Source organism: Streptomyces sp. DH10 (assembly GCF_029813805.1).
Taxonomy (GTDB): Bacteria; Actinomycetota; Actinomycetes; order Streptomycetales; family Streptomycetaceae; genus Streptomyces; species Streptomyces coeruleofuscus.
This window is the reverse complement of sequence record NZ_JARVKU010000031.1, coordinates 1-21,418: the sequence shown is the minus strand read 5'-3', so window position 1 is coordinate 21,418 and position 21,418 is coordinate 1. Positions and strand designations below refer to the sequence as shown.

Annotated in this window: 18 protein-coding genes; 14 read left to right on the top strand and 4 right to left on the bottom strand. The window is 72.2% G+C overall.

The genetic code is table 11. The features are described from left to right. Positions 1-30 precede the first annotated feature (30 nt). Together metK and QC385_RS39480 are read left to right on the top strand one after the other, a co-directional pair. Positions 31-1,239, top strand: coding sequence for a methionine adenosyltransferase (metK, locus tag QC385_RS39485; protein WP_086599754.1), 1,209 nt, complete (start codon positions 31-33; stop codon positions 1,237-1,239). Positions 1,240-1,396: 157 nt separating this feature from the next. After that, positions 1,397-3,562 (top strand): primosomal protein N', encoded by a 2,166-nt coding sequence (locus tag QC385_RS39480; protein ID WP_279546237.1) that lies wholly within the window; start codon positions 1,397-1,399, stop codon positions 3,560-3,562. A gap of 114 nt (positions 3,563-3,676) precedes the next feature. Here QC385_RS39480 and QC385_RS39475 read toward each other — a convergent pair whose 3' ends face one another. Continuing rightward, entirely contained in the window at positions 3,677-4,222 is a 546-nt protein-coding gene (locus tag QC385_RS39475; RefSeq protein ID WP_279546236.1) for a hypothetical protein, read from the bottom strand. A 323-nt stretch (positions 4,223-4,545) separates the two neighbouring features. Between QC385_RS39475 and fmt the strand changes: the two genes are divergently transcribed. Next, positions 4,546-5,478: a methionyl-tRNA formyltransferase gene (fmt, locus tag QC385_RS39470; protein WP_279546235.1), complete on the top strand. Its 933-nt coding sequence runs from the start codon at positions 4,546-4,548 to the stop codon at positions 5,476-5,478. A gap of 69 nt (positions 5,479-5,547) precedes the next feature. After that, positions 5,548-6,975 (top strand): RsmB/NOP family class I SAM-dependent RNA methyltransferase, encoded by a 1,428-nt coding sequence (locus QC385_RS39465; RefSeq protein ID WP_279546234.1) that lies wholly within the window; start codon positions 5,548-5,550, stop codon positions 6,973-6,975. Here QC385_RS39465 and QC385_RS39460 read toward each other — a convergent pair. Beyond that, entirely contained in the window at positions 6,956-9,097 is a 2,142-nt protein-coding gene (locus tag QC385_RS39460) for an MMPL family transporter (protein WP_279546233.1), read from the bottom strand. The genes QC385_RS39465 and QC385_RS39460 overlap by 20 nt on opposite strands. Positions 9,098-9,162: 65 nt before the next feature. Between QC385_RS39460 and rpe the strand changes: the two genes are divergently transcribed. From rpe to QC385_RS39425, 7 genes are all read left to right on the top strand, one after another. Next, entirely contained in the window at positions 9,163-9,849 is a 687-nt protein-coding gene (gene rpe / locus QC385_RS39455; RefSeq protein ID WP_031138926.1) for a ribulose-phosphate 3-epimerase, read from the top strand. Positions 9,850-9,927: 78 nt separating this feature from the next. Next, positions 9,928-10,971, top strand: a complete 1,044-nt coding sequence (locus QC385_RS39450) for a sugar-binding transcriptional regulator (protein WP_279546232.1) — start codon at positions 9,928-9,930, stop codon at positions 10,969-10,971. A gap of 24 nt (positions 10,972-10,995) precedes the next feature. Then, positions 10,996-11,325 carry a barstar family protein gene (locus tag QC385_RS39445; RefSeq protein ID WP_279546285.1) on the top strand — a complete coding sequence of 110 codons (330 nt, stop codon included), beginning with the start codon at positions 10,996-10,998 and terminating at the stop codon, positions 11,323-11,325. A 132-nt stretch (positions 11,326-11,457) separates the two neighbouring features. Further along, positions 11,458-12,900 (top strand): GuaB1 family IMP dehydrogenase-related protein, encoded by a 1,443-nt coding sequence (locus QC385_RS39440; RefSeq protein ID WP_279546231.1) that lies wholly within the window; start codon positions 11,458-11,460, stop codon positions 12,898-12,900. Between the two features lie 78 nt (positions 12,901-12,978). Continuing rightward, positions 12,979-13,545 carry a GNAT family N-acetyltransferase gene (locus tag QC385_RS39435; RefSeq protein ID WP_279546230.1) on the top strand — a complete coding sequence of 189 codons (567 nt, stop codon included), beginning with the start codon at positions 12,979-12,981 and terminating at the stop codon, positions 13,543-13,545. Between the two features lie 167 nt (positions 13,546-13,712). Next, complete coding sequence (locus tag QC385_RS39430) at positions 13,713-15,182, top strand: amino acid permease (RefSeq protein WP_279546229.1); 1,470 nt, start codon at positions 13,713-13,715, stop codon at positions 15,180-15,182. A gap of 10 nt (positions 15,183-15,192) precedes the next feature. After that, on the top strand, positions 15,193-15,645 hold the full coding sequence (locus QC385_RS39425) for an Lrp/AsnC family transcriptional regulator (RefSeq protein WP_279546228.1): 453 nt from the start codon (positions 15,193-15,195) through the stop codon (positions 15,643-15,645). A gap of 198 nt (positions 15,646-15,843) precedes the next feature. Here the strand turns inward: QC385_RS39425 and QC385_RS39420 are convergent, their stop codons facing one another. Continuing rightward, complete coding sequence (locus QC385_RS39420; protein WP_279546227.1) at positions 15,844-16,317, bottom strand: hypothetical protein; 474 nt, start codon at positions 16,315-16,317, stop codon at positions 15,844-15,846. A gap of 295 nt (positions 16,318-16,612) precedes the next feature. On the opposite strand from QC385_RS39420, the gene QC385_RS39415 reads away from it, so the two are divergent. Continuing rightward, a complete protein-coding gene (locus QC385_RS39415) occupies positions 16,613-17,809 on the top strand; it encodes an MFS transporter (RefSeq protein ID WP_279546226.1) in 1,197 nt (398 codons plus the stop codon). Here the strand turns inward: QC385_RS39415 and QC385_RS39410 are convergent. Further along, on the bottom strand, positions 17,778-18,365 hold the full coding sequence (locus QC385_RS39410; RefSeq protein ID WP_279546225.1) for a Repetin: 588 nt from the start codon (positions 18,363-18,365) through the stop codon (positions 17,778-17,780). The two genes, QC385_RS39415 and QC385_RS39410, sit on opposite strands and share 32 nt — an antisense overlap. 308 nt (positions 18,366-18,673) lie before the next feature. Here QC385_RS39410 and QC385_RS39405 point away from each other — a divergent pair, with 308 nt between their 5' ends. Both QC385_RS39405 and QC385_RS39400 read left to right on the top strand, forming a co-directional pair. After that, complete coding sequence (locus QC385_RS39405) at positions 18,674-19,462, top strand: carbon-nitrogen hydrolase family protein (protein ID WP_279546224.1); 789 nt, start codon at positions 18,674-18,676, stop codon at positions 19,460-19,462. Between the two features lie 46 nt (positions 19,463-19,508). Beyond that, complete coding sequence (locus QC385_RS39400; RefSeq protein WP_279546223.1) at positions 19,509-21,206, top strand: flavin monoamine oxidase family protein; 1,698 nt, start codon at positions 19,509-19,511, stop codon at positions 21,204-21,206. The last annotated feature ends 212 nt before the right edge of the window (positions 21,207-21,418 follow it).

Here is a 21,418-nt window from a genome sequence, read left to right as displayed (position 1 = left end):
CCAGCAGCCGCTGCAACCCCAGGGAGCGTTGTGTCCCGTCGCCTGTTCACCTCGGAGTCCGTGACCGAGGGTCACCCCGACAAGATCGCTGACCAGATCAGCGACACCATTCTCGACGCGCTGCTCCGCGAGGACCCGACCTCCCGGGTCGCCGTCGAAACCCTGATCACGACCGGCCTGGTGCACGTGGCCGGCGAGGTCACGACCAAGACGTACGCGGACATCGCGACGCTGGTCCGGAGCAAGATCCTCGAAATCGGCTACGACTCCTCGAAGAAGGGCTTCGACGGCGCCTCCTGCGGCGTCTCGGTGTCCATCGGCGCGCAGTCCCCGGACATCGCCCAGGGCGTGGACACGGCTTACGAGTCCCGTGTCGAGGGCGACGAGGACGAACTCGACAAGCAGGGCGCGGGCGACCAGGGCCTGATGTTCGGCTACGCGACGGACGAGACGCCGACGCTGATGCCGCTGCCGATCTTCCTGGCGCACCGCCTGTCGAAGCGCCTGTCCGACGTGCGCAAGAACGGCACCATCCCCTACCTGCGCCCGGACGGCAAGACGCAGGTCACCATCGAGTACGACGGCGACAAGGCGGTCCGCCTCGACACCGTCGTGGTCTCCTCGCAGCACGCCTCGGACATCGACCTGGACTCGCTCCTGGCTCCGGACATCAAGGAGTTCGTCGTCGACCCGGAGCTCAAGGCGCTGCTCGACGAGGGCATCAAGCTCGACACGGAGAACTACCGCCTCCTGGTCAACCCCACCGGCCGCTTCGAGATCGGCGGCCCGATGGGCGACGCCGGCCTGACCGGCCGCAAGATCATCATCGACACCTACGGCGGCATGGCCCGCCACGGCGGCGGCGCCTTCTCCGGCAAGGACCCGTCCAAGGTCGACCGCTCGGCGGCGTACGCGATGCGCTGGGTCGCCAAGAACGTGGTCGCCGCGGGTCTCGCCACCCGCTGCGAGGTCCAGGTGGCGTACGCCATCGGCAAGGCCGAGCCGGTCGGTCTGTTCGTCGAGACCTTCGGCACCGCCAAGGTCGACACGGAGAAGATCGAGAAGGCGATCGACGAGGTCTTCGACCTCCGTCCGGCCGCCATCATCCGCGACCTCGACCTGCTCCGCCCGATCTACTCCCAGACGGCGGCGTACGGTCACTTCGGCCGCGAGCTTCCCGAGTTCACCTGGGAGCGGACGGACCGCGTGGACGCGCTGCGCAAGGCCGTGGGGCTGTAAGTCCCCGCAGGACGGCGGGGCCGCGGCCCCGCCGCCGGCGAGGTACCTCGCGAGGCCCGGCACCCTTCGGGGCGCCGGGCCTCGTCGTGCGTCCGGGTGCGCGCGACGGGTACTCGGGCGCGGCCGGATGTCAGTGCCGTTTGGTAAGAATGCAAGCGTGAGCAGCGAGAACGAACAGGCGGGCGGCGGCGCGGAGGGTGCGCCGCCGGAGCAGCTCGCGCTCATCCGGGAGAGTGTGCGGCAGGCCAAGACGCCCCGGGCCAAGCCGCGGACCTGGCGGGGGGCCGCGCTCGCCAAGGACCTGCCCGTCGCGCGGGTACTCGTCGACAAGGGCGTGCTCCATCTCGACCGGTACTTCGACTACGCCGTGCCCGAGGAGCTGGACGAGCAGGCCCAGCCGGGCGTGCGGGTGCGGGTGCGGTTCGGGGCCGGGCGGCACCGGGTGCGGGACGGTCGGCGTGAGGGTGGCGGGCTGATCGACGGGTTCCTCGTCGAGCGGCTGCCCGAGTCCGACTACTCGGGGCCGCTGGCCGCCCTCGCCCAGGTCGTGTCGCCCGAGCGGGTGCTGAGCGAGGAACTGCTGGGCCTGGCCCGGGCGGTCGCCGACCGGTACGCGGGCAGCCTCGCCGATGTCCTCCAGCTCGCCGTGCCGCCGCGCAACGCCCGGGCGGAGCAGCGCCCCTCGCCCGCACCGCTGCCGTCGCCCCCGGCGCCCGAGGCGGGCTCCTGGCAGCGGTACGAGCGGGGAGCGGCCTTCCTGGAGTCGCTGGCCTCCGGCGGTGCGCCTCGGGCGGTGTGGAACGCGCTGCCCGGCCCGGAGTGGAGCGAGGAGCTGGCCCGGGCGGTCGCGGCGACGCTGGCCTCCGGTCGCGGGGCCCTCGCCGTCCTGCCCGACGGGCGGTCGGTCGCGCGGGTCGACGCCGCCCTGACCGCCCTGCTGGGGGAGGGGCGGCACGCGGTGCTCACCGCCGACGCGGGGCCCGAGAAGCGGTACGCGCAGTGGCTCGCGGTCCGGCGGGGCTCCGTACGGGCCGTGATCGGGACCCGGGCCGCGATGTTCGCGCCGGTCCAGGACCTCGGGCTCGTGGCCCTCTGGGACGACGGGGACGACAGCCACAGCGAGCAGCACGCCCCGCAGCCCCACGCACGCGAGGTGCTGCTGCTGCGGGCCGCCCAGGACAAGTGCGGCTTCCTGCTGGGCAGCTGGGGCTGCACGGTGGAGGCCGCGCAGCTCGTCGAAAGCGGGTGGGCGCGCCCGCTGGTCGCCGGGCGTGAGCAGGTGCGCGCCGCCGCTCCGCTCGTCCGCACCGTCGGGGACGGGGACCTCGCACGGGACGAAGCCGCCCGGGCCGCACGGCTGCCGACTCTCGCCTGGCAGGTCGTCAGGGACGGTCTGCGGCACGGTCCGGTGCTGGTGCAGGTGCCCCGGCGGGGATACGTGCCGCGCATGGCGTGCGCCAACTGCCGGGCGCCCGCGCGGTGCCGGCAGTGCGCCGGGCCGCTGGAGACGCGGGACGGCGGCGCGTTGTGCTGCGGGTGGTGCGGCCGTGAGGAGAGCGGCTGGCACTGCCCGGAGTGCGGTGCCTTCCGGCTGCGTGCCTCGGTGGTGGGCGCACGGCGGACCGCCGAGGAGCTCGGACGGGCCTTCCCCGCCGTTCCGGTGCGTACCTCGGGCCGTGAACACGTGCTCGACACGGTGCCGGGGGTGCCCGCGCTGGTGGTGAGTACGCCCGGGGCCGAGCCCGTCGCGGAGGGCGGGTACGCGGCGGCGCTGCTGCTGGACGGGTGGGCCATGCTCGGGCGGCCCGATCTGCGCGCCGGGGAGGACGCGCTGCGGCGGTGGATCGCGGCCGGGTCACTCGTCCGGCCGCAGCCGGCGGGCGGCACGGTGGTGGTCGTGGCCGAGCCGACCCTGCGGCCCGTCCAGGCCCTCGTACGGTGGGACCCCGTCGGTCACGCGGTGCGGGAACTCGCCGAGCGGGCCGAGCTGGGGTTTCCGCCGGTGTCGCGGATGGCGGCGGTGTCGGGGCCGGCGGAAGCGGTGGCCGAGTTCCTCCGTGCGGCAGAACTGCCGGCGGAGGCCGAGGTGCTGGGGCCGGTGCCGTTGCCCGTCCCCGTGGCGGGACGACCCCGTCGGGCGGGGGCGCCGCCGCCGGGGGAGCAGTGGGAGCGGGCGCTGATCCGGGTGCCGCCGGGGAAGGGCGCCGCGCTGGCCGCCGCACTGAAGGCCGCGCAGGCCGCGCGGATGGCTCGGGGGAGTGGGAGCGGAAATGGCGGCGGGAGCGGGGTCTGGGTGCGGATCGATCCGGCGGACATCGGGTGAGCCACTTCCAGGGTTCGGCGGGGTGGCTTTCGCGGGGCTCCGGGACGGCAGCGTCCGGATATGTCGCTGCCCTCCCGGAGGCGCTCCGGGAGGGCAGGGGCGCAGGGTGGTGGCTCAGCCGTTGCGCGGGCCGGGGAAAGCGGTCGGCCTGGCCTCGTCGCGGAGTGCCGGGCTGCCCGCCGTCGGCTGGGTGGGCATGGAGCGGGCCGCCGGGACCGTCGGGACCGTGGGGAGGCCGGTGTTCACACTGACCGTGCGGGAGCCCGACGGCTCCGGTGTGCGCTCCGCCTCGACCGCGGCCGGCTGGGGCGTGGCACGGCGTGCGCCGTAACGGCGGTGGACCGCCTGTTTGGTGACTCCGAGCGCGGAGCCCACCGCGTCCCACGAGAAGCCGAGTGAGCGGTCGAAGTCCACGGCCGCCGTCACCAGGGTCTCGACGCTGTCCCGCAGTTCCTGGGCGAGACGTACCGTCGGGGCGGGGGCACGTCCGTAGACGACGAAACCCGTGGAGGGGCCGGAGCGGCGCGGGCGGTAGACGTTGCCCAACTGGGCGGTGAGTGTGCGCAGTGCGTCCACCTGCCGGCGGACCCGCTCGATGTCCCGCACCAGCAAGTGCAGGCTGGCCCGAGCCTGGGCGTCGTGGGTTGCGTGGTCGGCCATGAACAAGCCTCTCGAACCGGCGTTGAAAGGGAATGGGCCGCGATCGCGGCCCGTTGTGGTCAACTCTGTCTTGACCAACGCGGATTCGCTCCGCGGGTCACGGTGTGGGGGCGCGGGGGCAGATGCGTGCGCCCGTTTGCGCGGGGCGTGCGCCTCGGCCTTCGGCCGTCGGCTCTGGTCTCCCATCCGCGCACCGCCCGTAACTCTCCGTCGAGTGGCCCGGCTCTCCCGTGGGGGATGAGCGCCGTCGGCGGCTTTCCGTTGCGGGCTCATAGACTTGCGTTGCCCGTCATCGACCCCGTCCGAGAGGCCCCCACCACCCCATGAAGCTCGTCTTCGCCGGTACACCCGAGGTCGCCGTTCCCGCTCTGGACGCTCTTCTCGCCTCCGGGCGGCACGAGGTGGCCGCTGTCGTCACGCGGCCCGACGCGCCGGCCGGGCGGGGGCGCAGGCTCGTCGCGTCCCCCGTCGCCGAGCGGGCGGAGGAGGCCGGGATCGAGGTCCTGAAGCCCGCGAAGCCGAAGGACCCCGAGTTTCTGGAGCGGCTGCGGGAGATCGGGCCGGACTGCTGTCCCGTCGTCGCCTACGGCGCCCTGCTGCCCCGTGTAGCCCTGGACGTCCCCGCACACGGCTGGGTCAATCTGCACTTCTCCCTGCTTCCGGCCTGGCGCGGTGCCGCGCCCGTGCAGCACGCCATCATGGCCGGGGACGAGATCACCGGGGCTTCCACGTTCCTGATCGAGGAGGGGCTCGACTCCGGGCCGGTCTACGGGACGGTCACCGAGGAGATCCGGTCCACCGACACCAGCGGGGACCTGCTGACCCGGCTGGCGTTCGCCGGTGCCGGGCTGCTCGCGGCGACCATGGACGGGATCGAGGACGGCACGCTGAAGGCCGTACCGCAGCCGGCCGAGGGGATCAGCCTGGCCCCGAAGGTCAACGTCGAGGACGCCCGCATCGACTGGAGCGCGCCCGCGCTGCGCGTCGACCGGATGGTGCGGGGCTGCACTCCGGCTCCCGGAGCTTGGACCACGTTCCGCGGTGAGCGGCTCAAGCTCATCCAGGTCACGCCCGTGCCGGACCGGACGGATCTCGCCCCGGGGCAGATCTCCGCCGGGAAGAACAACGTCTACGTCGGCACCGGCTCGTACGCCGTGGAGCTGGTCTGGGTGCAGGCCCAGGGCAAGAAGCCGATGCGGGCCGCGGACTGGGCCCGCGGGGTGCGGATCGCCGAGGGCGAGCGGCTCGGGGGCTGACACGGCGCCACGTCCGGGGCGGCGTAGGCTGGACGGCGCACTTCTTCTCACACCCGGAGCACCTTTTTCGTGAGCGACCAGCCCCGTCGGCCCCGTACGTCAGGCAAGCCCTACCGCCGGCCCAAGAAGGACCCCGTCCGCATCCTCGCCTTCGAGGCGCTGAGGGCCGTGGACGAGCGGGACGCCTACGCCAACCTCGTTCTGCCGCCGCTGTTGCGCAAGGCGCGGGAGAAGGAGGGACCCGAGACGTTCGACACCCGGGACGCCGCGCTCGCCACCGAGCTGGTGTACGGGACGCTGCGGCGGCAAGGGACCTACGACGCGGTCATCTCGGCCTGCGTGGACCGGCCGCTGCGGGAGGTCGACCCGCCGGTGCTGGATGTGCTGAGCCTCGGTGCGCACCAGCTGCTCGGGACGCGGATCCCGACGCACGCGGCCGTGTCCGCCACCGTCGAGCTGGCGCGGGTCGTGCTCGGCGACGGGCGGGCCAAGTTCGTCAACGCCGTGCTGCGGAAGGTCGCGCAGCACGATCTGGACGGCTGGCTGGAGCGGGTCGCCCCGCCCTACGACGAGGATCCCGAGGACCACCTCGCCGTCGTCCACTCGCATCCGCGGTGGGTCGTGTCGGCGCTGTGGGACTCCCTCGGCGGCGGTCGCGCCGGCATCGAGGACCTGCTGCGCGCCGACAACGAGCGGCCCGAGGTGACGCTGGTGGCGCGGCCCGGACGGGCCACCGCCGAGGAACTGCTCGAAGAGGACGCCGCCCTGCCGGGGCACTGGTCGCCGTATGCCGTGCGGTTGACCGAGGGCGGTGAGCCGGGCGCCGTCGCGGCCGTACGGGACGGACGCGCGGGCGTGCAGGACGAGGGCAGCCAGCTCGTGGCGCTCGCCCTCGCGGGCGCGCCGCTGGACGGGCCCGACCGGCGGTGGCTGGACGGGTGTGCGGGGCCCGGCGGCAAGGCCGCGCTGCTCGGCGCCCTCGCGGCCCAGCGGGGCGCGCTGCTCGTCGCCTCCGAGAAGCAGACCCACCGCGCCGGTCTCGTGGCCAAGGCGCTGGAGGGGAACCCCGGGCCGTACCAGGTGATCGCCGCGGACGGGACGCGTCCGGCGTGGCGGCCCGGCAGCTTCGACCGCGTGCTGGTCGACGTGCCGTGCACCGGGCTCGGTGCCCTGCGGCGCCGTCCCGAGGCACGCTGGCGGCGCCGGCCGGAGGACCTGGAGGGGTTCGCGCCGTTGCAGCGCGGCCTGCTGCGCACCGCCCTGGAGTCGGTGCGGGTCGGCGGTGTCGTCGGCTACGCGACCTGCTCGCCGCACCTCGCCGAGACCCGGGCCGTGGTCGCCGACGTCCTCAAGCAGCACCCGGACACCGAGCTCCTCGACGCCCGGCCGCTGCTGCCCGGCGTTCCGGACCTCGGTGAAGGGCCCGACGTGCAGCTGTGGCCGCATCTGCACGGGACCGACGCGATGTACCTGGCGCTCATTCGCCGGACCGGCTGACCCCCGCCCCGACGCGCTCCCGGGCCGCCGCACCGCCGTCCTCCCTGGCCAGCCGGTGCGGCCACCACACCTTCGGACCGACGTCCAGGAACAGAGACGTCACCAGGACCGAGCGCACGATGAACGTGTCTATGAGGACGCCGAGGGCGACCGCGAAGCCGATCTCGGCGAAGGCGACCATCGGGAGGGTGCCGAGGGCGGCGAAGGTGCCGGCGAGAACCAGGCCGGCGGAGGTGATGACCGCTCCGGTGGTGGCGAGCCCGGTGACCACGCCCGCTCTGGTGCCCTGGCGGCCCGCCTCCTCGCGGATGCGCGTGGTGAGGAAGATGTTGTAGTCGATGCCCAGGGCGACCAGGAAGACGAAGACGAACAGCGGGAAGTCGGTCGCCTCGCCCGCGTAGTCGAAGACGTACCGGAACGCGAGCGCGCTGATGCCGAGCGCCGCCGTGAACGACAGGATCACCGTCCCGATCAGCAGCAGCGGGGCGATCAGGGCGCGCAGCAGGCCGCACAGGATCAGCAGGACGACCACCAGCACCAGTGGGATGATCAGCATGTTGTCGTGCGTGGTCGCCTCGTCCATGTCGAGCAGGGCCGCCGTACCGCCGCCCACCTGGGCGTCGGCGTCCGGCACCGCGTGCACGGTGTCCCGCACCCGCTCCACCGTCTGCTTGGCGGCCTCGCTGTCCGCCGGGGCGGTCATGGTGGCCTCGAAGAGGACCTTGCCCTCGAAGGCCGGTTTCGTGCCGGGCGGCAGCCCGAGGGACTGCGGGACCACGCCCTGCGTCGCCGCCACCGCGCGGCCCACCTGCTCGGCCTGCGCCTGGTTGCTGATGATGACCAGGGGATCGCCGCTGCCCGCCGGGAAGTAGCGCGCCGAGACCTCCTGGCCGGTGATCGAGTCCGGTTTCCCGGTGAACGCGTCCGCGTTGCCGATGCCCTCCGCGCGCAGCTGGATCAGGCCCAGCGAACAGACCGCCAGGGCCAGTGCCGTGACGGCCCACGTCATGCGCGGGCGGCGGGCGATACGGCGGCCCATGCGCGCCCAGATGCCGCGCTCGGTCGGGTCGGGCGTGCCGTAGTGCGGGATCACCGGCCAGAAGATCCACCGGCCGAAGATCACCAGCAGCGCGGGGAAGAGGGTCATCATCGCCAGCAGGGCGACCGCGACCCCGATCGCGGCCACCGGGCCCAGGCCGCTGGTGGAGTTCATCTCGGCGGCCAGCAGCACCAGCATGCTCAGCACGACCGTCGCGCCGGAGGCGAGCACCGCGGGGCCCGCGCGGTGCAGCGCCAGGGCCATCGCCTCGTGCCGGTCCTCGTGCCGGCGCAGCTCCTCCCGGTAGCGGGCGACCAGCAACAGGGCGTAGTCCGTCCCCGCGCCGAAGACCAGCACCGTGAGGATGCCGGCGCTCTGGCCGTTGACCGTCAGGCCCGCGTGCTCGGCCAGCAGGTAGATCAGCGCCTGGGAGGCGAACAGCGCGCAGACCACCGAGACCAGGGGGACCAGCAGCAGGGTCAGGCTGCGGTAGGTGATGAGCAGCATGACGATGACGACGGTCATCGCCGCGAACAGCAGGGTCGAATCGATGCCCTCGAAGGCCTCAGCGAAGTCCGCCGACGTCCCGCCCGGGCCCGTGATGTGCACGGCCGGCCCGCCGCCGCCCTCGCCGACGTCGTCCCGGATGGAGTCGACGGCGGGCGAGATCCGCTCCCAGCCCTCCTCGTCCATCGTGATCGGCACGAAGACCTGCGCCGCCCGCGGATCGGTCTGCCGGTCGAAGACCGGTCCCCGGGTCTCCGCGCCCCGGATGCCGTGGTCACGCAGCTCCTTGAGCTGCCGCACGTCCTCGGCGATCTCCGCCCGGTCCTGGGCCGTCAGCCCGCCGTCCCGGGCGTAGATCACGATCGCCGGGATCTGCTCCGGCCGGAAGTCCTCGGAGATCTCCAGCACCTGCGTCGATTCCGCGGACCCCGGCAGCCAGGACGACGCGTCGTTGTCCTGCGCGTCGGTGAGCTTCATGGCGAACGGCGCGGCGACGAACAGCACCACCACCCACAGCACCAGCACCAGCCACTTGGCCCGCCGCCCGCAGACGAGGTGCCCGACGCCCTGTTTCATGGCAACCCCCTCTGTGACCCGGGACCGATGCCCACAACCCCCGGAGGGCATGGCAGTCTTAGGTCATGGCCGCGCAGATCAACCCCAGCATCCTGTCCGCCGATTTCGCCCGCCTCGCGGACGAGGCGAAGGCCGTGGAAGGAGCCGACTGGCTCCACGTCGACGTCATGGACAACCATTTCGTCCCGAACCTCACGCTCGGCGTGCCGGTCGTAGAGTCGCTCGCCCGTGCGACGGACACCCCGCTGGACTGCCATCTGATGATCGAGGCCCCCGATCGGTGGGCGCCCCAGTACGTCGAGGCGGGGGCCGGTTCCGTCACCTTCCACGTCGAGGCGGCCGCCGCCCCGGTCCGGCTCGCCCGGGAGATCCGTGCCAAGGGCGCCCGCGCCTCCATGGCGCTGAAGCCCGCGACCCCGATCGAGCCGTACGAGGACCTGCTCCCCGAGCTCGACATGCTGCTGATCATGACGGTCGAACCGGGCTTCGGGGGACAGGCCTTCCTCGACATCATGCTTCCGAAGATTCGCCGCACCCGCGAGTTGATCAGCAAGCACGGTCTGGAGCTCTGGCTCCAGGTCGACGGCGGAGTCTCCGCTTCCACGATCGAGCGGTGTGCGGACGCCGGAGCCGACGTCTTCGTGGCCGGATCGGCGGTCTACGGGGCAAACGACCCGGCAGAGGCGGTACGTGCACTACGCACGCAGGCGGAGGCGGCGACCGCCAAGGCCTCCTGGGCCTGCGACCACTGAGCCACAGCAAAGTGAACGGCTCTCATCAGGGCTGATCATCCGCGCCGGATCTGCAAGGATGAACGGCGAATCCAGAGTGTGAACAGCAGTGAGGAGATCGCCGTGTCGGGTATGTCGGCGGGCCGGTCAGCCATGCGGATGGGACCCGCTGAGCTGGTGCAGGCGGCGGCCATGGCCCGCCGCTTCTACCTCGAGGGGAAGTCCAAGATCCAGATCGCCGAGGAGTTCGGCGTCAGCCGCTTCAAGGTGGCCCGGGTCCTGGAGACCGCCCTCGAACGGGATCTCGTACGTATCGAGATCCGTGTGCCTGCGGAGCTGGACGCCGACCGCTCGGACGCGCTCCGCGCCCGCTACGGCCTCAGGCACGCTGTCGTGGTCGAGTCCCCGGCCGACGCCGAGGAGTCGCCCGACCCCGAGAACCTGGGAGAGGTGGCCGCCGACCTGCTCGGCGAACTGGTCAACGAAGGCGATGTGCTGGGCCTGGCCTGGGGCCGCTCCACCATCCACATGGCGGCGGCGCTCGACCGGCTGCCGCCGTGCACGGTGGTGCAGCTGACGGGCGTGTACGACGCCGGGACCGCCGAGCGCGGCTCGGTCGAGGCGGTACGCCGTGCCGCCCAGGTGTCCGGCGGTGACGCGCACCCCATCTACGCGCCGATGCTGCTGCCCGACGCGGCCACGGCCACGGCGCTGCGCAACCAGACCGGGATCGCCCGGGCCTTCGAGCACTTCGACAAGGTCACCGTCGCCTGCGTCTCCATCGGCTCCTGGGAGCCCGGCATCTCCACGGTGCACGACATGCTCAGCGACGAGGAGCGCGCGCACTACGCCTCCCTCGGTGTCGCCGCCGAGATGTCCGCGCACCTCTTCGACTCCGAAGGCCGAAGGGTCGGCCGCGACCTGGGCGAGCGGTGCATCACGGTCAAGGCCGACCAGCTCCGCCGTATCCCCGAGGTCGTCGCGATCGCCGGCGGACAGCGCAAGGGGCCCGCGATCGACGCGGTGCTGCGGTCCGGGCTCGTCACCAGCCTGGTGACGGACACCTCGGCCGCGGACTATCTGATGACGGCGGGCCCGGCACCGAAGTCAGCGCTCAACAGGACCGACCCGGACGGAGTCTGACGTATGGCCAGGGAGCCGCGGGAGGTGCCGGACGATCCGGCCGGCCGGATCGTGCTCGTGCTGGACCTGGAGGGGGTCACGGACAAGGCGGGTCTCATGGACCGCTGCGCCCGTGACCTCTCCCTGCCCGAGTGGTTCGGCCGCAACTGGGACGCCCTCGCCGACTGCCTGGCCGACCCCGGCCTGTGGCCCGAGGGAGCCGTTGAGCAGGGGCTGCTGGTCGTCGTCCGGGGCTGGCGGGGATACGCCGAGAAGCGGCCCGAGGAGTGGCAGGTCGCGGAGGAGATCTTCGCCGAGGCGACGGACCGGGGCCCGGGTCTCTTCGTGACCCTGGGGCTTGGAGCATCCTCCTAAGGCGCCCCTGACCAGCCTGGATGATCCGCTGGGGGACGTGCGCACATCCGGCATGGGACAATGAAGTACGTGCTCTTTCCCCCTGGCCGGCCGGTCGGGGGGTCACCTCTGATCGACTGGGATGTGCAGCACGTGCGTTTCCTCAATGACATCCAGCCCGGGTACGACCTGACGTACGACGACGTCTTCATGGTGCCGAGCCGCTCCTCGGTGGGCTCGCGGCAGGCCGTCGACCTCAGCTCCCCGGACGGCACGGGCACCACCATCCCGCTCGTCGTCGCCAACATGACCGCCATCGCCGGGCGGCGCATGGCCGAGACCGTGGCCCGCCGCGGCGGCCTCGTCGTCATACCGCAGGACATCCCGATCGACGTGGTCACCGACGTCGTCTCGTGGGTGAAGAGCCGGCACCTGGTCCTGGACACCCCGATCATGCTGGTGCCCCACCAGACCGTCGCGGACGCGCTGTCCCTGCTGCCCAAGCGCGCGCACAACGCCGGGGTCGTCGTCGACGACAACCACCGGCCGGTCGGCGTGGTCACCGAATCCGACCTGTCCGGCGTGGACCGCTTCACGCAGCTGGCCGAGGTCATGTCCCGGGACCTGCTGCTCATCGACGCGGACATGGACCCGGGCGAGGCCTTCGACACCCTCGACCACGCCAACCGCCGCTACGCCCCCGCGGTCAACAAGGACGGCACACTCGCCGGCATCCTCACCCGCAAGGGCGCCCTGCGCGCCACGCTCTACTCGCCGGCCACGGACGCGCGGGGGCGGCTGCGCATCGCCGCCGCCGTCGGCATCAACGGCGACGTCGCGGGCAAGGCCAAGCAGCTGCTGGACGCGGGCGTCGACACGCTCGTCATCGACACCGCGCACGGCCACCAGGAATCGATGATCAGCGCACTGAAGCTGGTGCGCGACCTCGACCCGCAGGTGCCGATCGTCGCGGGCAACGTCGTGGCCGCCGCGGGCGTGCGCGACCTGATCGAAGCGGGCGCGGACATCGTCAAGGTCGGTGTCGGACCCGGCGCCATGTGCACCACGCGCATGATGACCGGCGTCGGCCGGCCGCAGTTCTCCGCTGTCCTGGAGTGCGCCGCCGAGGCGAAGAAGTACGGCAAGCACGTGTGGGCCGACGGCGGCATCCGCCACCCGCGCGACGTGGCCATGGCGCTCGCCGCCGGCGCGTCCAACGTGATGGTCGGCTCCTGGTTCGCGGGCACCTACGAGTCCCCGGGCGACCTCCAGCACGACGCCCAGGGGCGTGCCTACAAGGAGTCCTTCGGCATGGCCTCCGCCCGGGCCGTGCGCAACCGCACGTCCGAGGAGTCGGCGTACGACCGGGCCCGCAAGGCGCTGTTCGAGGAAGGCATCTCCACCTCCCGCATGTTCCTCGACCCGGCCCGCCCCGGCGTCGAGGACCTGATCGACTCGATCATCGCCGGCGTCCGCTCCTCCTGCACGTACGCCGGTGCGGGCTCCCTGGAGGAGTTCGCCGAGAAGGCCATCGTCGGCATCCAGAGCGCCGCCGGCTACGCCGAGGGCAAGCCGCTGCACGCCAGCTGGAACTGACAGTCCCCACGCCTCGTCCCAGGCCCCCGATGAAAAATCGGGGGCCTCGTGCGTACGGGCGCCCTACCGTCGTACGCCATGGAGATCACAGTCTGCCGGGCCGCCGATGTGGCGCTGCTCGACCAGTACATCGGCTCCCCGGGAGCCACCTCCTTCCACGCGCGCCGCTTCGAGCGCCAGGAGCGGGGGCAGAGCACGTATCTCGTCGCCTGGCTCGACGGATGGCCCGTGGGGCACGCGGAGCTGCGCTGGGGCGGCTGCGACGACGCGACGGTACGGGCGGCACGGCCCGGCTGCCCGGAGATCAACGCGCTTTCCGTGTGGCCCGAGACGCTGCGCTCGCGCGGCATCGGCAGCGCCCTGGTCCGGGCAGCCGAGGAGCGCGCCCGGGAGCGGGGCCGCACGGCCATCGGCCTCGGCGTCGCCGACGACAACCCGCGGGCCGCGGCCCTCTACGCCCGGCTCGGCTACCGGCCCCTCGCCCCCTACGTCGGCCGCTGGTCCTACGAGGACCACGACGGCGTCACGCACGAGTGTGTCGAGGAGCTCACGTTTCTGGTGAAAGAGCTGGTCCGGACAAGTCCTGTGCAACGGACGAACGCAGCCGTGCAACGAACCTCCGGCCAGTCACGAGGAACGCAATGATCTTGCGGGCACGCGCAAGGTTGCTGCATTACACGGGCAACGTCCCTGCTCGTAGGCTGTCGCCTCGTACGTGGCGTGGCGGGGACCCCGCTCGGTGGGTCCCGGCTGTCGGGCGGGGCGCTGCCGTCCCTGCCACCCCAGACCGGCAGTGACGAAGGAGTCAGCGCGTGCTCGACCAAGGCGCACCCCCGCACAGCAGTAGTCAGACCGCCCCGCCGTCCCCCGGTCCCGGTGCGCGCCTCATGCGTCGCAAGCCGGTGGAGAACCTGGTCGCGGAGGGTGGCCAGGGCGAGGGAGGCTCGCTGCGGCGCACCCTCGGGCTGTGGCAGCTCACCATGATCAGCATCGGTGCCACCCTCGGCACCGGCATCTTCGTCGTGCTCGGGGAGGCCGTCCCCAAGGCGGGCCCGGCCGTCACGCTCTCCTTCGTCATAGCCGGCCTGACCGCCCTGTTCTCGGCCCTGTCCTACGCCGAGCTGGCGGGCACCATCCCGGTCTCCGGCTCCTCCTACTCGTATGCGTACGCAACGATGGGCGAGCTGATCGCCTGGATCTGCGGCTGGTGCCTGGTCCTGGAGTACGGCGTGTCGGTCGCCGCCGTCGCCGTCGGCTGGGGCGAGTACCTCAACGAACTGCTCGACGGGACCGTCGGCGTCACCATCCCGGCCGCCCTGTCCGCACCGCCCGGCGACGGCGGCGGCGTGTTCAACCTGCCCGCGCTGATCGTCGTCCTGCTCGCGATGGCGTTCCTGCTGGGCGGCGCCCGCGAGTCCGCCCGCGCCAACACGGTCATGGTCATCGTGAAGATCGCCGCGCTGGTGATGTTCTGCGCCATCGGCGTCCAGGGCTTCCGCTCCGGCAACTACGAGAACTTCATGCCGCTCGGCATGGCCGGTGTCAGCGCCGCCGGTGCCACGCTGTTCTTCTCCTACATCGGCTTCGACGCCGCCTCCACCGCCGGCGAGGAGGCGAAGAACGCCCAGCGCGACCTGCCGCGGGCGATCATGCTGTCACTGGTCATCGTCACGGCGCTGTACGTCCTCGTCGCCGCCGTCGCGGTCGGCGCCAAGCCCTGGGAGAACTTCACCGACTCCGAGGCCGCCCTCGCCCAGATCATGCGCGAGGTCACCGGGCAGACGTTCTGGGGCACGCTGCTTGCCTTCTGCGCCGTCATCGCCATCGCGAGCGTGGTGCTGACCGTGCTCTACGGCCAGACCCGCATCCTCTTCGCCATGTCCCGTGACGGCCTCGTGCCGAAGGTGTTCGCCAAGGTCCACCCGAAGACCGGCACGCCCCGCGCCAACACCCTCATCGTCTCCCTGTTCTGCGGTGTCCTGGCCGCCGCGATCCCGCTCGGGGAGCTCGCCAACGCCACCAGCATCGGCACCCTGTTCGCCTTCGCGCTGGTCAACGTGGCCGTCGTGGTGTTGCGCCGGACCCGGCCGGACATGCCCCGCACCTTCCGGGTGCCGCTCTCCCCGGTCCTGCCCGCGCTGGGCTTCGCCTTCTGCGTCTGGATGATGGGCAGCCTGCCGACCGTGACCTGGGTCGTCTTCGGTGTCTGGATGGCCGCCGGGCTCGTGTTCTACTTCGTGTACGGCTATCGCCGTTCCCGACTCGCACCATCCGAAAAGTGACCGACCCACTGTGCTGAACGATCTCGACGAACGCATCGTGCACGCCCTCGCCGAGGACGCCCGCCGCTCCTACGCCGACATCGGCCACATCGTCGGCCTGTCCGCGCCCGCCGTGAAACGGCGCGTCGACCGGCTGCGCGCCACCGGTGCCATCACCGGCTTCACCGTACGGGTGGACCCGGGTGCCCTCGGCTGGCAGACCGAGGGGTTCGTCGAGATCTACTGCCGGGGCAACACCTCCCCGGAGACCATCCAGCGGGGCCTGGAGCGCTACCAGGAGGTCGTGGCCGCGTCCACCGTCACCGGGGACGCGGACGCGATCGTCCAGGTCTTCGCCTCCGACATGCGGCACTTCGAACGGGTCCTGGAGCGGATCGCCGGAGAGCCGTTCGTCGAGCGGACCAAGTCCGTGCTCGTACTGTCGCCGCTGCTGCGGCGCTTCTCGTCGGGATCGCCGACCTAGGGCGTGTCCGCAAAGTCCCGCCTGCCCCGCGACGCCCGGCACGCCCTCTCGCCGCACCGGGCGAACACCCACGTACAACCAGTACGCGGGCGTCCGCCCGGCACTCCCCCAGCCTTCGGCCGGGGGGACCCCCAGAGCACGCACCGGACGCCGCGAGGCCCGCCCTCCGGGCGGACGACGGGACTTTGCGGACACCCCCTAGAGGGTGCCGGCTGCGTCGCCGACTCTGCGCACCGCCGTCAGCAGGCGCTGAACGCCGAGCGCATGTCCGCCCGTGGTCATGAGGAGACGACCGTAGAGGGCGCCGGCCGGGCCGGGGAACCTCGCCCGGGTCTCGGCGCGCAGCCGGGTGCGTCCCGGGCCGGCCTCGTCCAGGTGGAAGAGCAGGGCGTACGTCGAGAAGTGATGACGCCCGATCAGGACGAGCTCCGCTCCGGGAACCGCGGAAGCCACCCGGAAACCGGGAATCGTCGAGCCCTCCTCCAAGGGACGGGGCCCGGAGGCCGTGCGGTCGGCGCAGCCGACCAGGCGCGCGTATGCGACCGCTCGGCCACCCCCGAAGGAGCGGTCCAGAACCTCACCGAGCGCGCCCCACACGACCTCGGCGTCCGCGTCGACGACCGTCGTGTGCTCGTCGACGTACGGCAGGGAGAGCAGTGCGGCGGCGCCCATGAAGACCCCCTTCGTCGGCCGGTCGGGTCCGGCCTGCCCAGCCAGTCTCGCGCGGCCGTCCGTGCGGGGGCCTCCTGCGGCGTGCGGACATCCATCGCCGCTCGGCGGAGACGGGCGGCGCCCGCCCTCCTCCCGGCGGAGGACGCCCCCGAGCGCATTCTCGCTGTGCTCCGGGCCCCGGCCCGCCTACCATCGGTGTCATGACCTGGCGACATTGATCCACCAGCCGCGCCTCCCGAGGACCGCCTCGGACGCCGTACCCCCGGCATCCGATCCGTCCCTGCGGGAAGGCCTCATGACAATCTCACCTGCACGCGTGCCCGCCACCGGTGTACGGCGGCTGACGACCACGCTGTACGGCTACGCGTTCCTCGACGACTTCGTCCTGCTCTACCCGGTGTACGCGCTGCTGTTCGCCGACACCGGCATGTCGCTCTGGCAGATCTCCTCCCTGTTCGCCCTGTGGTCGATCACCTCGGTGGTGCTGGAAGTGCCCTCCGGTGCCTGGGCCGACGCCATGTCGCGCCGCAGGCTGCTGTGGATCGGCCCGCTGCTCACCGCCGCAGGCTTCGCGCTGTGGGTGATCGTGCCGTCGTACTGGGCCTTCGCGGCCGGCTTCGTCCTGTGGGGCGCGGGCGGGGCGCTCGGCTCCGGTGCGCTGGAGGCGCTGGTGTACGACGAGCTGGACCGGCTCGGCGCCGCCGGCCGGTACGCGCGGGTCATGGGCCGGGCCCGGGCCGCGCGGCTGGTGGGCACCGTGGCCTCCCTCGGCCTCGCGGGGCCCGTCTTCGCCCAGGGCGGTTACGCCGCGGTCGGTGCCGCGAGCTTCCTGGCCTGTGTGCTGACCGCCGTCACCGCGACCCGGTTCCCCGAGCACCGGGCGCGGCCGGACGACGCAGGCGACAGCTGGGCGACGACCCTGCGGACCGGGCTCGCCGAGGTCCGCCGGGACCGTGCGGTGCGCGGCGCCCTGCTGCTGATCCCGGCCGTGGCCGCGGTGTGGGGCGCGCTCGACGAGTACACCCCGCTGCTCGTCCGGGACATCGGCGTCGCGGAGGCGACGGTGCCCTACCTGATCATGCTGATCTGGGCGGGCGTCACCGTCGGCAGCCTCCTGACCGGGCCGGCCGAACGCCTCGGCCCGGCCGGCCTCGCCACGCTGCTCGCGGGCGCCGCACTCGCCCTGGCCGTGGGAGCCGCGGCCCGCTCACTGGCCGGCATCGCTCTCGTGAGCCTCGCCTTCGCCGGATTCCAGCTGGCGGAGGTGCTGGCCGACGCCCGCCTCCAGCACCGTATCGACGAGTCCCGCCGGGCCACGCTCACCTCCGTGGCGAGCCTGGGCACCGAGCTGGCGACGGTCGCCACGTTCGGCGTGTACGCGCTGCTCGGCACGGACATGGCGCACAGCACCGTCTTCGCCGTGCTGGCGATCCCCTATCTGGTGACAGCGCTGGCGCTGGCTAGAGCTCGGGCTGCCAGGGCACGACCGTGAAGTCGCCCGTCCCCTTCTTGACCTTCTCGAAGGGGGCGGAGCCCACGCACTTGGGCAGGTCCTTCGTCTCGACGGGGCTGCCCGTGGACGCCCAGCTGTAGCCGAGGCGGTCGTGCCGGCCGGCGTCGTGGACGGTGATGCCGACCCGCTTGCCCTCGGCGCCCGGCAGGTCGGAGTCGGTGATCACACCGGAGACGACGGCCACCTTCCCGCCGGTCAACAGGCAGTCGACCTTGGCCTTCGCCCGGGCGCCCTCGCCGTTCAGGTAGTGGCTGAACTCGAAGGTGCCGGTGGCCTTCATCGGGTCGGCCTTGTCCTTCGCGGCCAGGTGGGCGTCGAAGGAGAAGGTGATGTCGTCCCCGGCCGACCGGTACAGCTTGGCCTTGCCGGTGAGGGCGGCGGCCTCACGCTTGCTCTCGCCGGGGGCGGACATTCCGGCGGGAACGGTTTCACGCTTGCTCTCGTCGGATGCGGAGGCTCCGGCGGAGCCGGCCGCGGCGGCGAGGGTGAGCAGCAGCGCGGAGCCGAGTAAGGCGGTCCTCGTACGGCGGTTCATGGCGGTCCTTTCCGCAGGTGACGCACGTCAACTGGACGCTCACCACTGTCCCGGCGCAGCTCCCGCACCACATCGCACCGGGGACGGGACCCCGTCTCCGCCGCCCGGCGGGGAAACCCGCCCGGGCCTGCGCCTACGGGTGGACCGGACGTACGACCGGAGGTGCCGCAACGAATCGCCGCGGATCCGGGGGCGAACGCAATGATCCGCTCACGGACGCGCAACGGCTGCTCCTTGTCCGGCCGGAGCCGCCGACCGTACCGTCTATCAGGCCCCCCGAAACCCCCGCGTACCGGTGAGGAACACGCATGCGCACCGCCCTGCTCCAGAGCTCCGGCCGACCCGGCTCCACCGTCGAGAACCTCAAGGTCCTCGACGAGGCCGCGGGCCGGGCCGCCGCCGCGGGCGCCGGGCTGCTGGTCGCGCCGGAGATGTTCCTGACCGGGTACGCGATCGGCGACGACATCGCCCGGCTCGCCGAGCCCGCCGACGGCGACTGCGCGGACACCATCGCCGAGACCGCGACCAGGCACGGACTGGCGATCGCCTACGGCTACCCCGAGCGGGCCGGCGACGCCGTGTTCAACTCCGCCCAGCTGATCTCCGCCGACGGCACCCGTCTCGCCAACTACCGCAAGACGCACCTCTTCGGCTGCTTCGAGCGCGATCACTTCACGGCCGGGGACCAGCCGGTCGTCCAGGCGGAGCTCGACGGTCTGCGCGTCGGGCTCCTGATCTGCTACGACGTCGAGTTCCCGGAGAACGTCCGCGCCCACGCCCTCGCCGGCACCGACCTGCTGGTCGTCCCGACCGCGCAGATGCACCCGTTCCAGTTCGTCGCCGAGTCGATGATCCCGGTGCGGGCCTTCGAGAACCAGATGTACGTCGCGTACGTCAACCGGGTCGGCCGGGAGGGCGAGTTCGAGTTCGTGGGGCTGTCCACGCTCGCCGGGCCCGACGGGGTCGCCCGTACCCGGGCCGGGCGCGCCGAGGAACTCGTCCTCGCCGACGCCGACCCCGCCTTCCTCGCCGCGTCCCGCGAGGCCAATCCGTATCTGCGGGACCGGCGCCCGGGCCTCTACGGGCCGCTCGTCTGATCTCCCCCCGCACCTGCCTGTTTCTTCTGCAAGGAGTCCGTACCCCATGACGTCCACCGTGCCCAACGCCGTCGAGCACGCAGACGCGCAGCAGCCGCCGATCACCATGTTCGGCCCGGACTTCCCGTACGCCTACGACGACTTCCTCGCCCACCCGGCGGGCCTCGGGCAGATACCCGCGACCGAGCACGGCACGGAGGTCGCGGTCATCGGCGGCGGCCTGTCCGGCATCGTCGCCGCGTACGAGCTGATGAAGATGGGCCTCAAGCCGGTCGTGTACGAGGCCGACCGGATCGGCGGCCGGCTGCGGACGGTGGGCTTCGAGGGGTGCGACGACTCCCTCACCGCCGAGATGGGCGCGATGCGCTTCCCGCCGTCCTCCACCGCCCTCCAGCACTACATCGACCTGGCCGGCCTTCAGACGCGGCCCTTCCCCAACCCCCTGGCGGAGACGACCCCGTCGACCGTCGTCGACCTCAAGGGCGAGTCGCACTACGCCGAGACGGTCGCCGACCTGCCCCAGGTCTACCGGGACGTCGCCGAGGCCTGGAACCGCTGCCTGGAGGAGGGCGCCGACTTCTCCGACATGAACCGCGCCCTGCGCGAGCGGGACGTGCCGCGCATCCGCGAGATCTGGTCCCGGCTCGTCGAGAAGCTCGACAACCAGACCTTCTACGGCTTCCTGTGCGACTCCGAGGCGTTCAAGTCCTTCCGGCACCGCGAGATCTTCGGCCAGGTCGGCTTCGGCACGGGCGGCTGGGACACCGACTTCCCGAACTCCATCCTGGAGATCCTCCGCGTCGTCTACACGGAGGCCGACGACCACCACCGCGGCATCGTCGGCGGCTCCCAGCAACTGCCGCTCCGCCTCTGGGAGCGCGAGCCGGAGAAGATCGTCCACTGGGCCTACGGGACCTCGCTCGCGAGCCTCCACGACAACCGTCAGCCCCGCCCGGCCGTCACCCGACTGCACCGCACCGCCGGCAACCGCATCACGGTGACCGACGCCCACGGCGACATCCGCACCTACCCGGCGGCGATCTTCACCGCACAGTCCTGGATGCTGCTGTCGAAGATCGACTGCGACGACTCGCTCTTCCCGATCGACCACTGGACGGCCATCGAGCGCACCCACTACATGGAGAGCTCCAAGCTCTTCGTGCCGGTCGACCGGCCGTTCTGGCTGGACAAGGACGAGGAGACCGGGCGGGACGTCATGTCGATGACGCTCACCGACCGCATGACGCGCGGGACCTACCTGCTCGACAACGGCCCGGACCAGCCCGCCGTCATTTGCCTCTCCTACACCTGGTGCGACGACAGCCTCAAGTGGCTGCCGCTGTCCGCGAACGAGCGGATGGAGGTCATGCTGAAGTCGCTCGGCGAGATCTATCCCAAGGTCGACATCCGCAAGCACATCATCGGCAACCCGGTGACCGTCTCCTGGGAGAACGAGCCCTACTTCATGGGCGCGTTCAAGGCCAACCTGCCCGGCCACTACCGCTACCAGCGGCGCCTGTTCACGCACTTCATGCAGGACCGGCTGCCCGAGGACAAGCGCGGCATCTTCCTGGCCGGCGACGACATCTCCTGGACGGCCGGCTGGGCCGAGGGCGCCGTCCAGACCGCCCTCAACGCGGTCTGGGGCGTCATGCACCACTTCGGCGGCACGACCGACCCGGCGAACCCGGGGCCCGGCGACGTCTACGACGAGATCGCACCCGTCGAACTGCCGGAGGACTGAGGGCCCCTGGAGCGTGTCCATAAAGTCCGGACACGCCCACCTAGGGCCTGTCGTTTGGATCAGGTCGCAGACGCGGGGCCTGGTGCGCGCATCTGCGGCGTTGTCGTCAGTCGCCAACTCCCCCACGCTCGGCTTCGCTCGCGCGGGCGGTGCCCCCATCGCGTTGACTCCCTCCTCCGCCTTGCAGCCGCACGCACCAGGCCCCGCTCACC

Coding starts and splice junctions, on each gene's coding strand:
- QC385_RS39475 (WP_279546236.1), bottom strand. CDS start 4,222: ATGGCCGACCACGCAACCCACGACGCCCAGGCTCGGGCCAGCCTGCAC.
- QC385_RS39415 (WP_279546226.1), top strand. CDS start 16,613: ATGACAATCTCACCTGCACGCGTGCCCGCCACCGGTGTACGGCGGCTG.
- QC385_RS39405 (WP_279546224.1), top strand. CDS start 18,674: ATGCGCACCGCCCTGCTCCAGAGCTCCGGCCGACCCGGCTCCACCGTC.
- rpe (WP_031138926.1), top strand. CDS start 9,163: ATGGCCGCGCAGATCAACCCCAGCATCCTGTCCGCCGATTTCGCCCGC.
- QC385_RS39420 (WP_279546227.1), bottom strand. CDS start 16,317: ATGGGCGCCGCCGCACTGCTCTCCCTGCCGTACGTCGACGAGCACACG.
- fmt (WP_279546235.1), top strand. CDS start 4,546: ATGAAGCTCGTCTTCGCCGGTACACCCGAGGTCGCCGTTCCCGCTCTG.
- QC385_RS39435 (WP_279546230.1), top strand. CDS start 12,979: ATGGAGATCACAGTCTGCCGGGCCGCCGATGTGGCGCTGCTCGACCAG.
- QC385_RS39400 (WP_279546223.1), top strand. CDS start 19,509: ATGACGTCCACCGTGCCCAACGCCGTCGAGCACGCAGACGCGCAGCAG.
- QC385_RS39460 (WP_279546233.1), bottom strand. CDS start 9,097: ATGAAACAGGGCGTCGGGCACCTCGTCTGCGGGCGGCGGGCCAAGTGG.
- QC385_RS39410 (WP_279546225.1), bottom strand. CDS start 18,365: ATGAACCGCCGTACGAGGACCGCCTTACTCGGCTCCGCGCTGCTGCTC.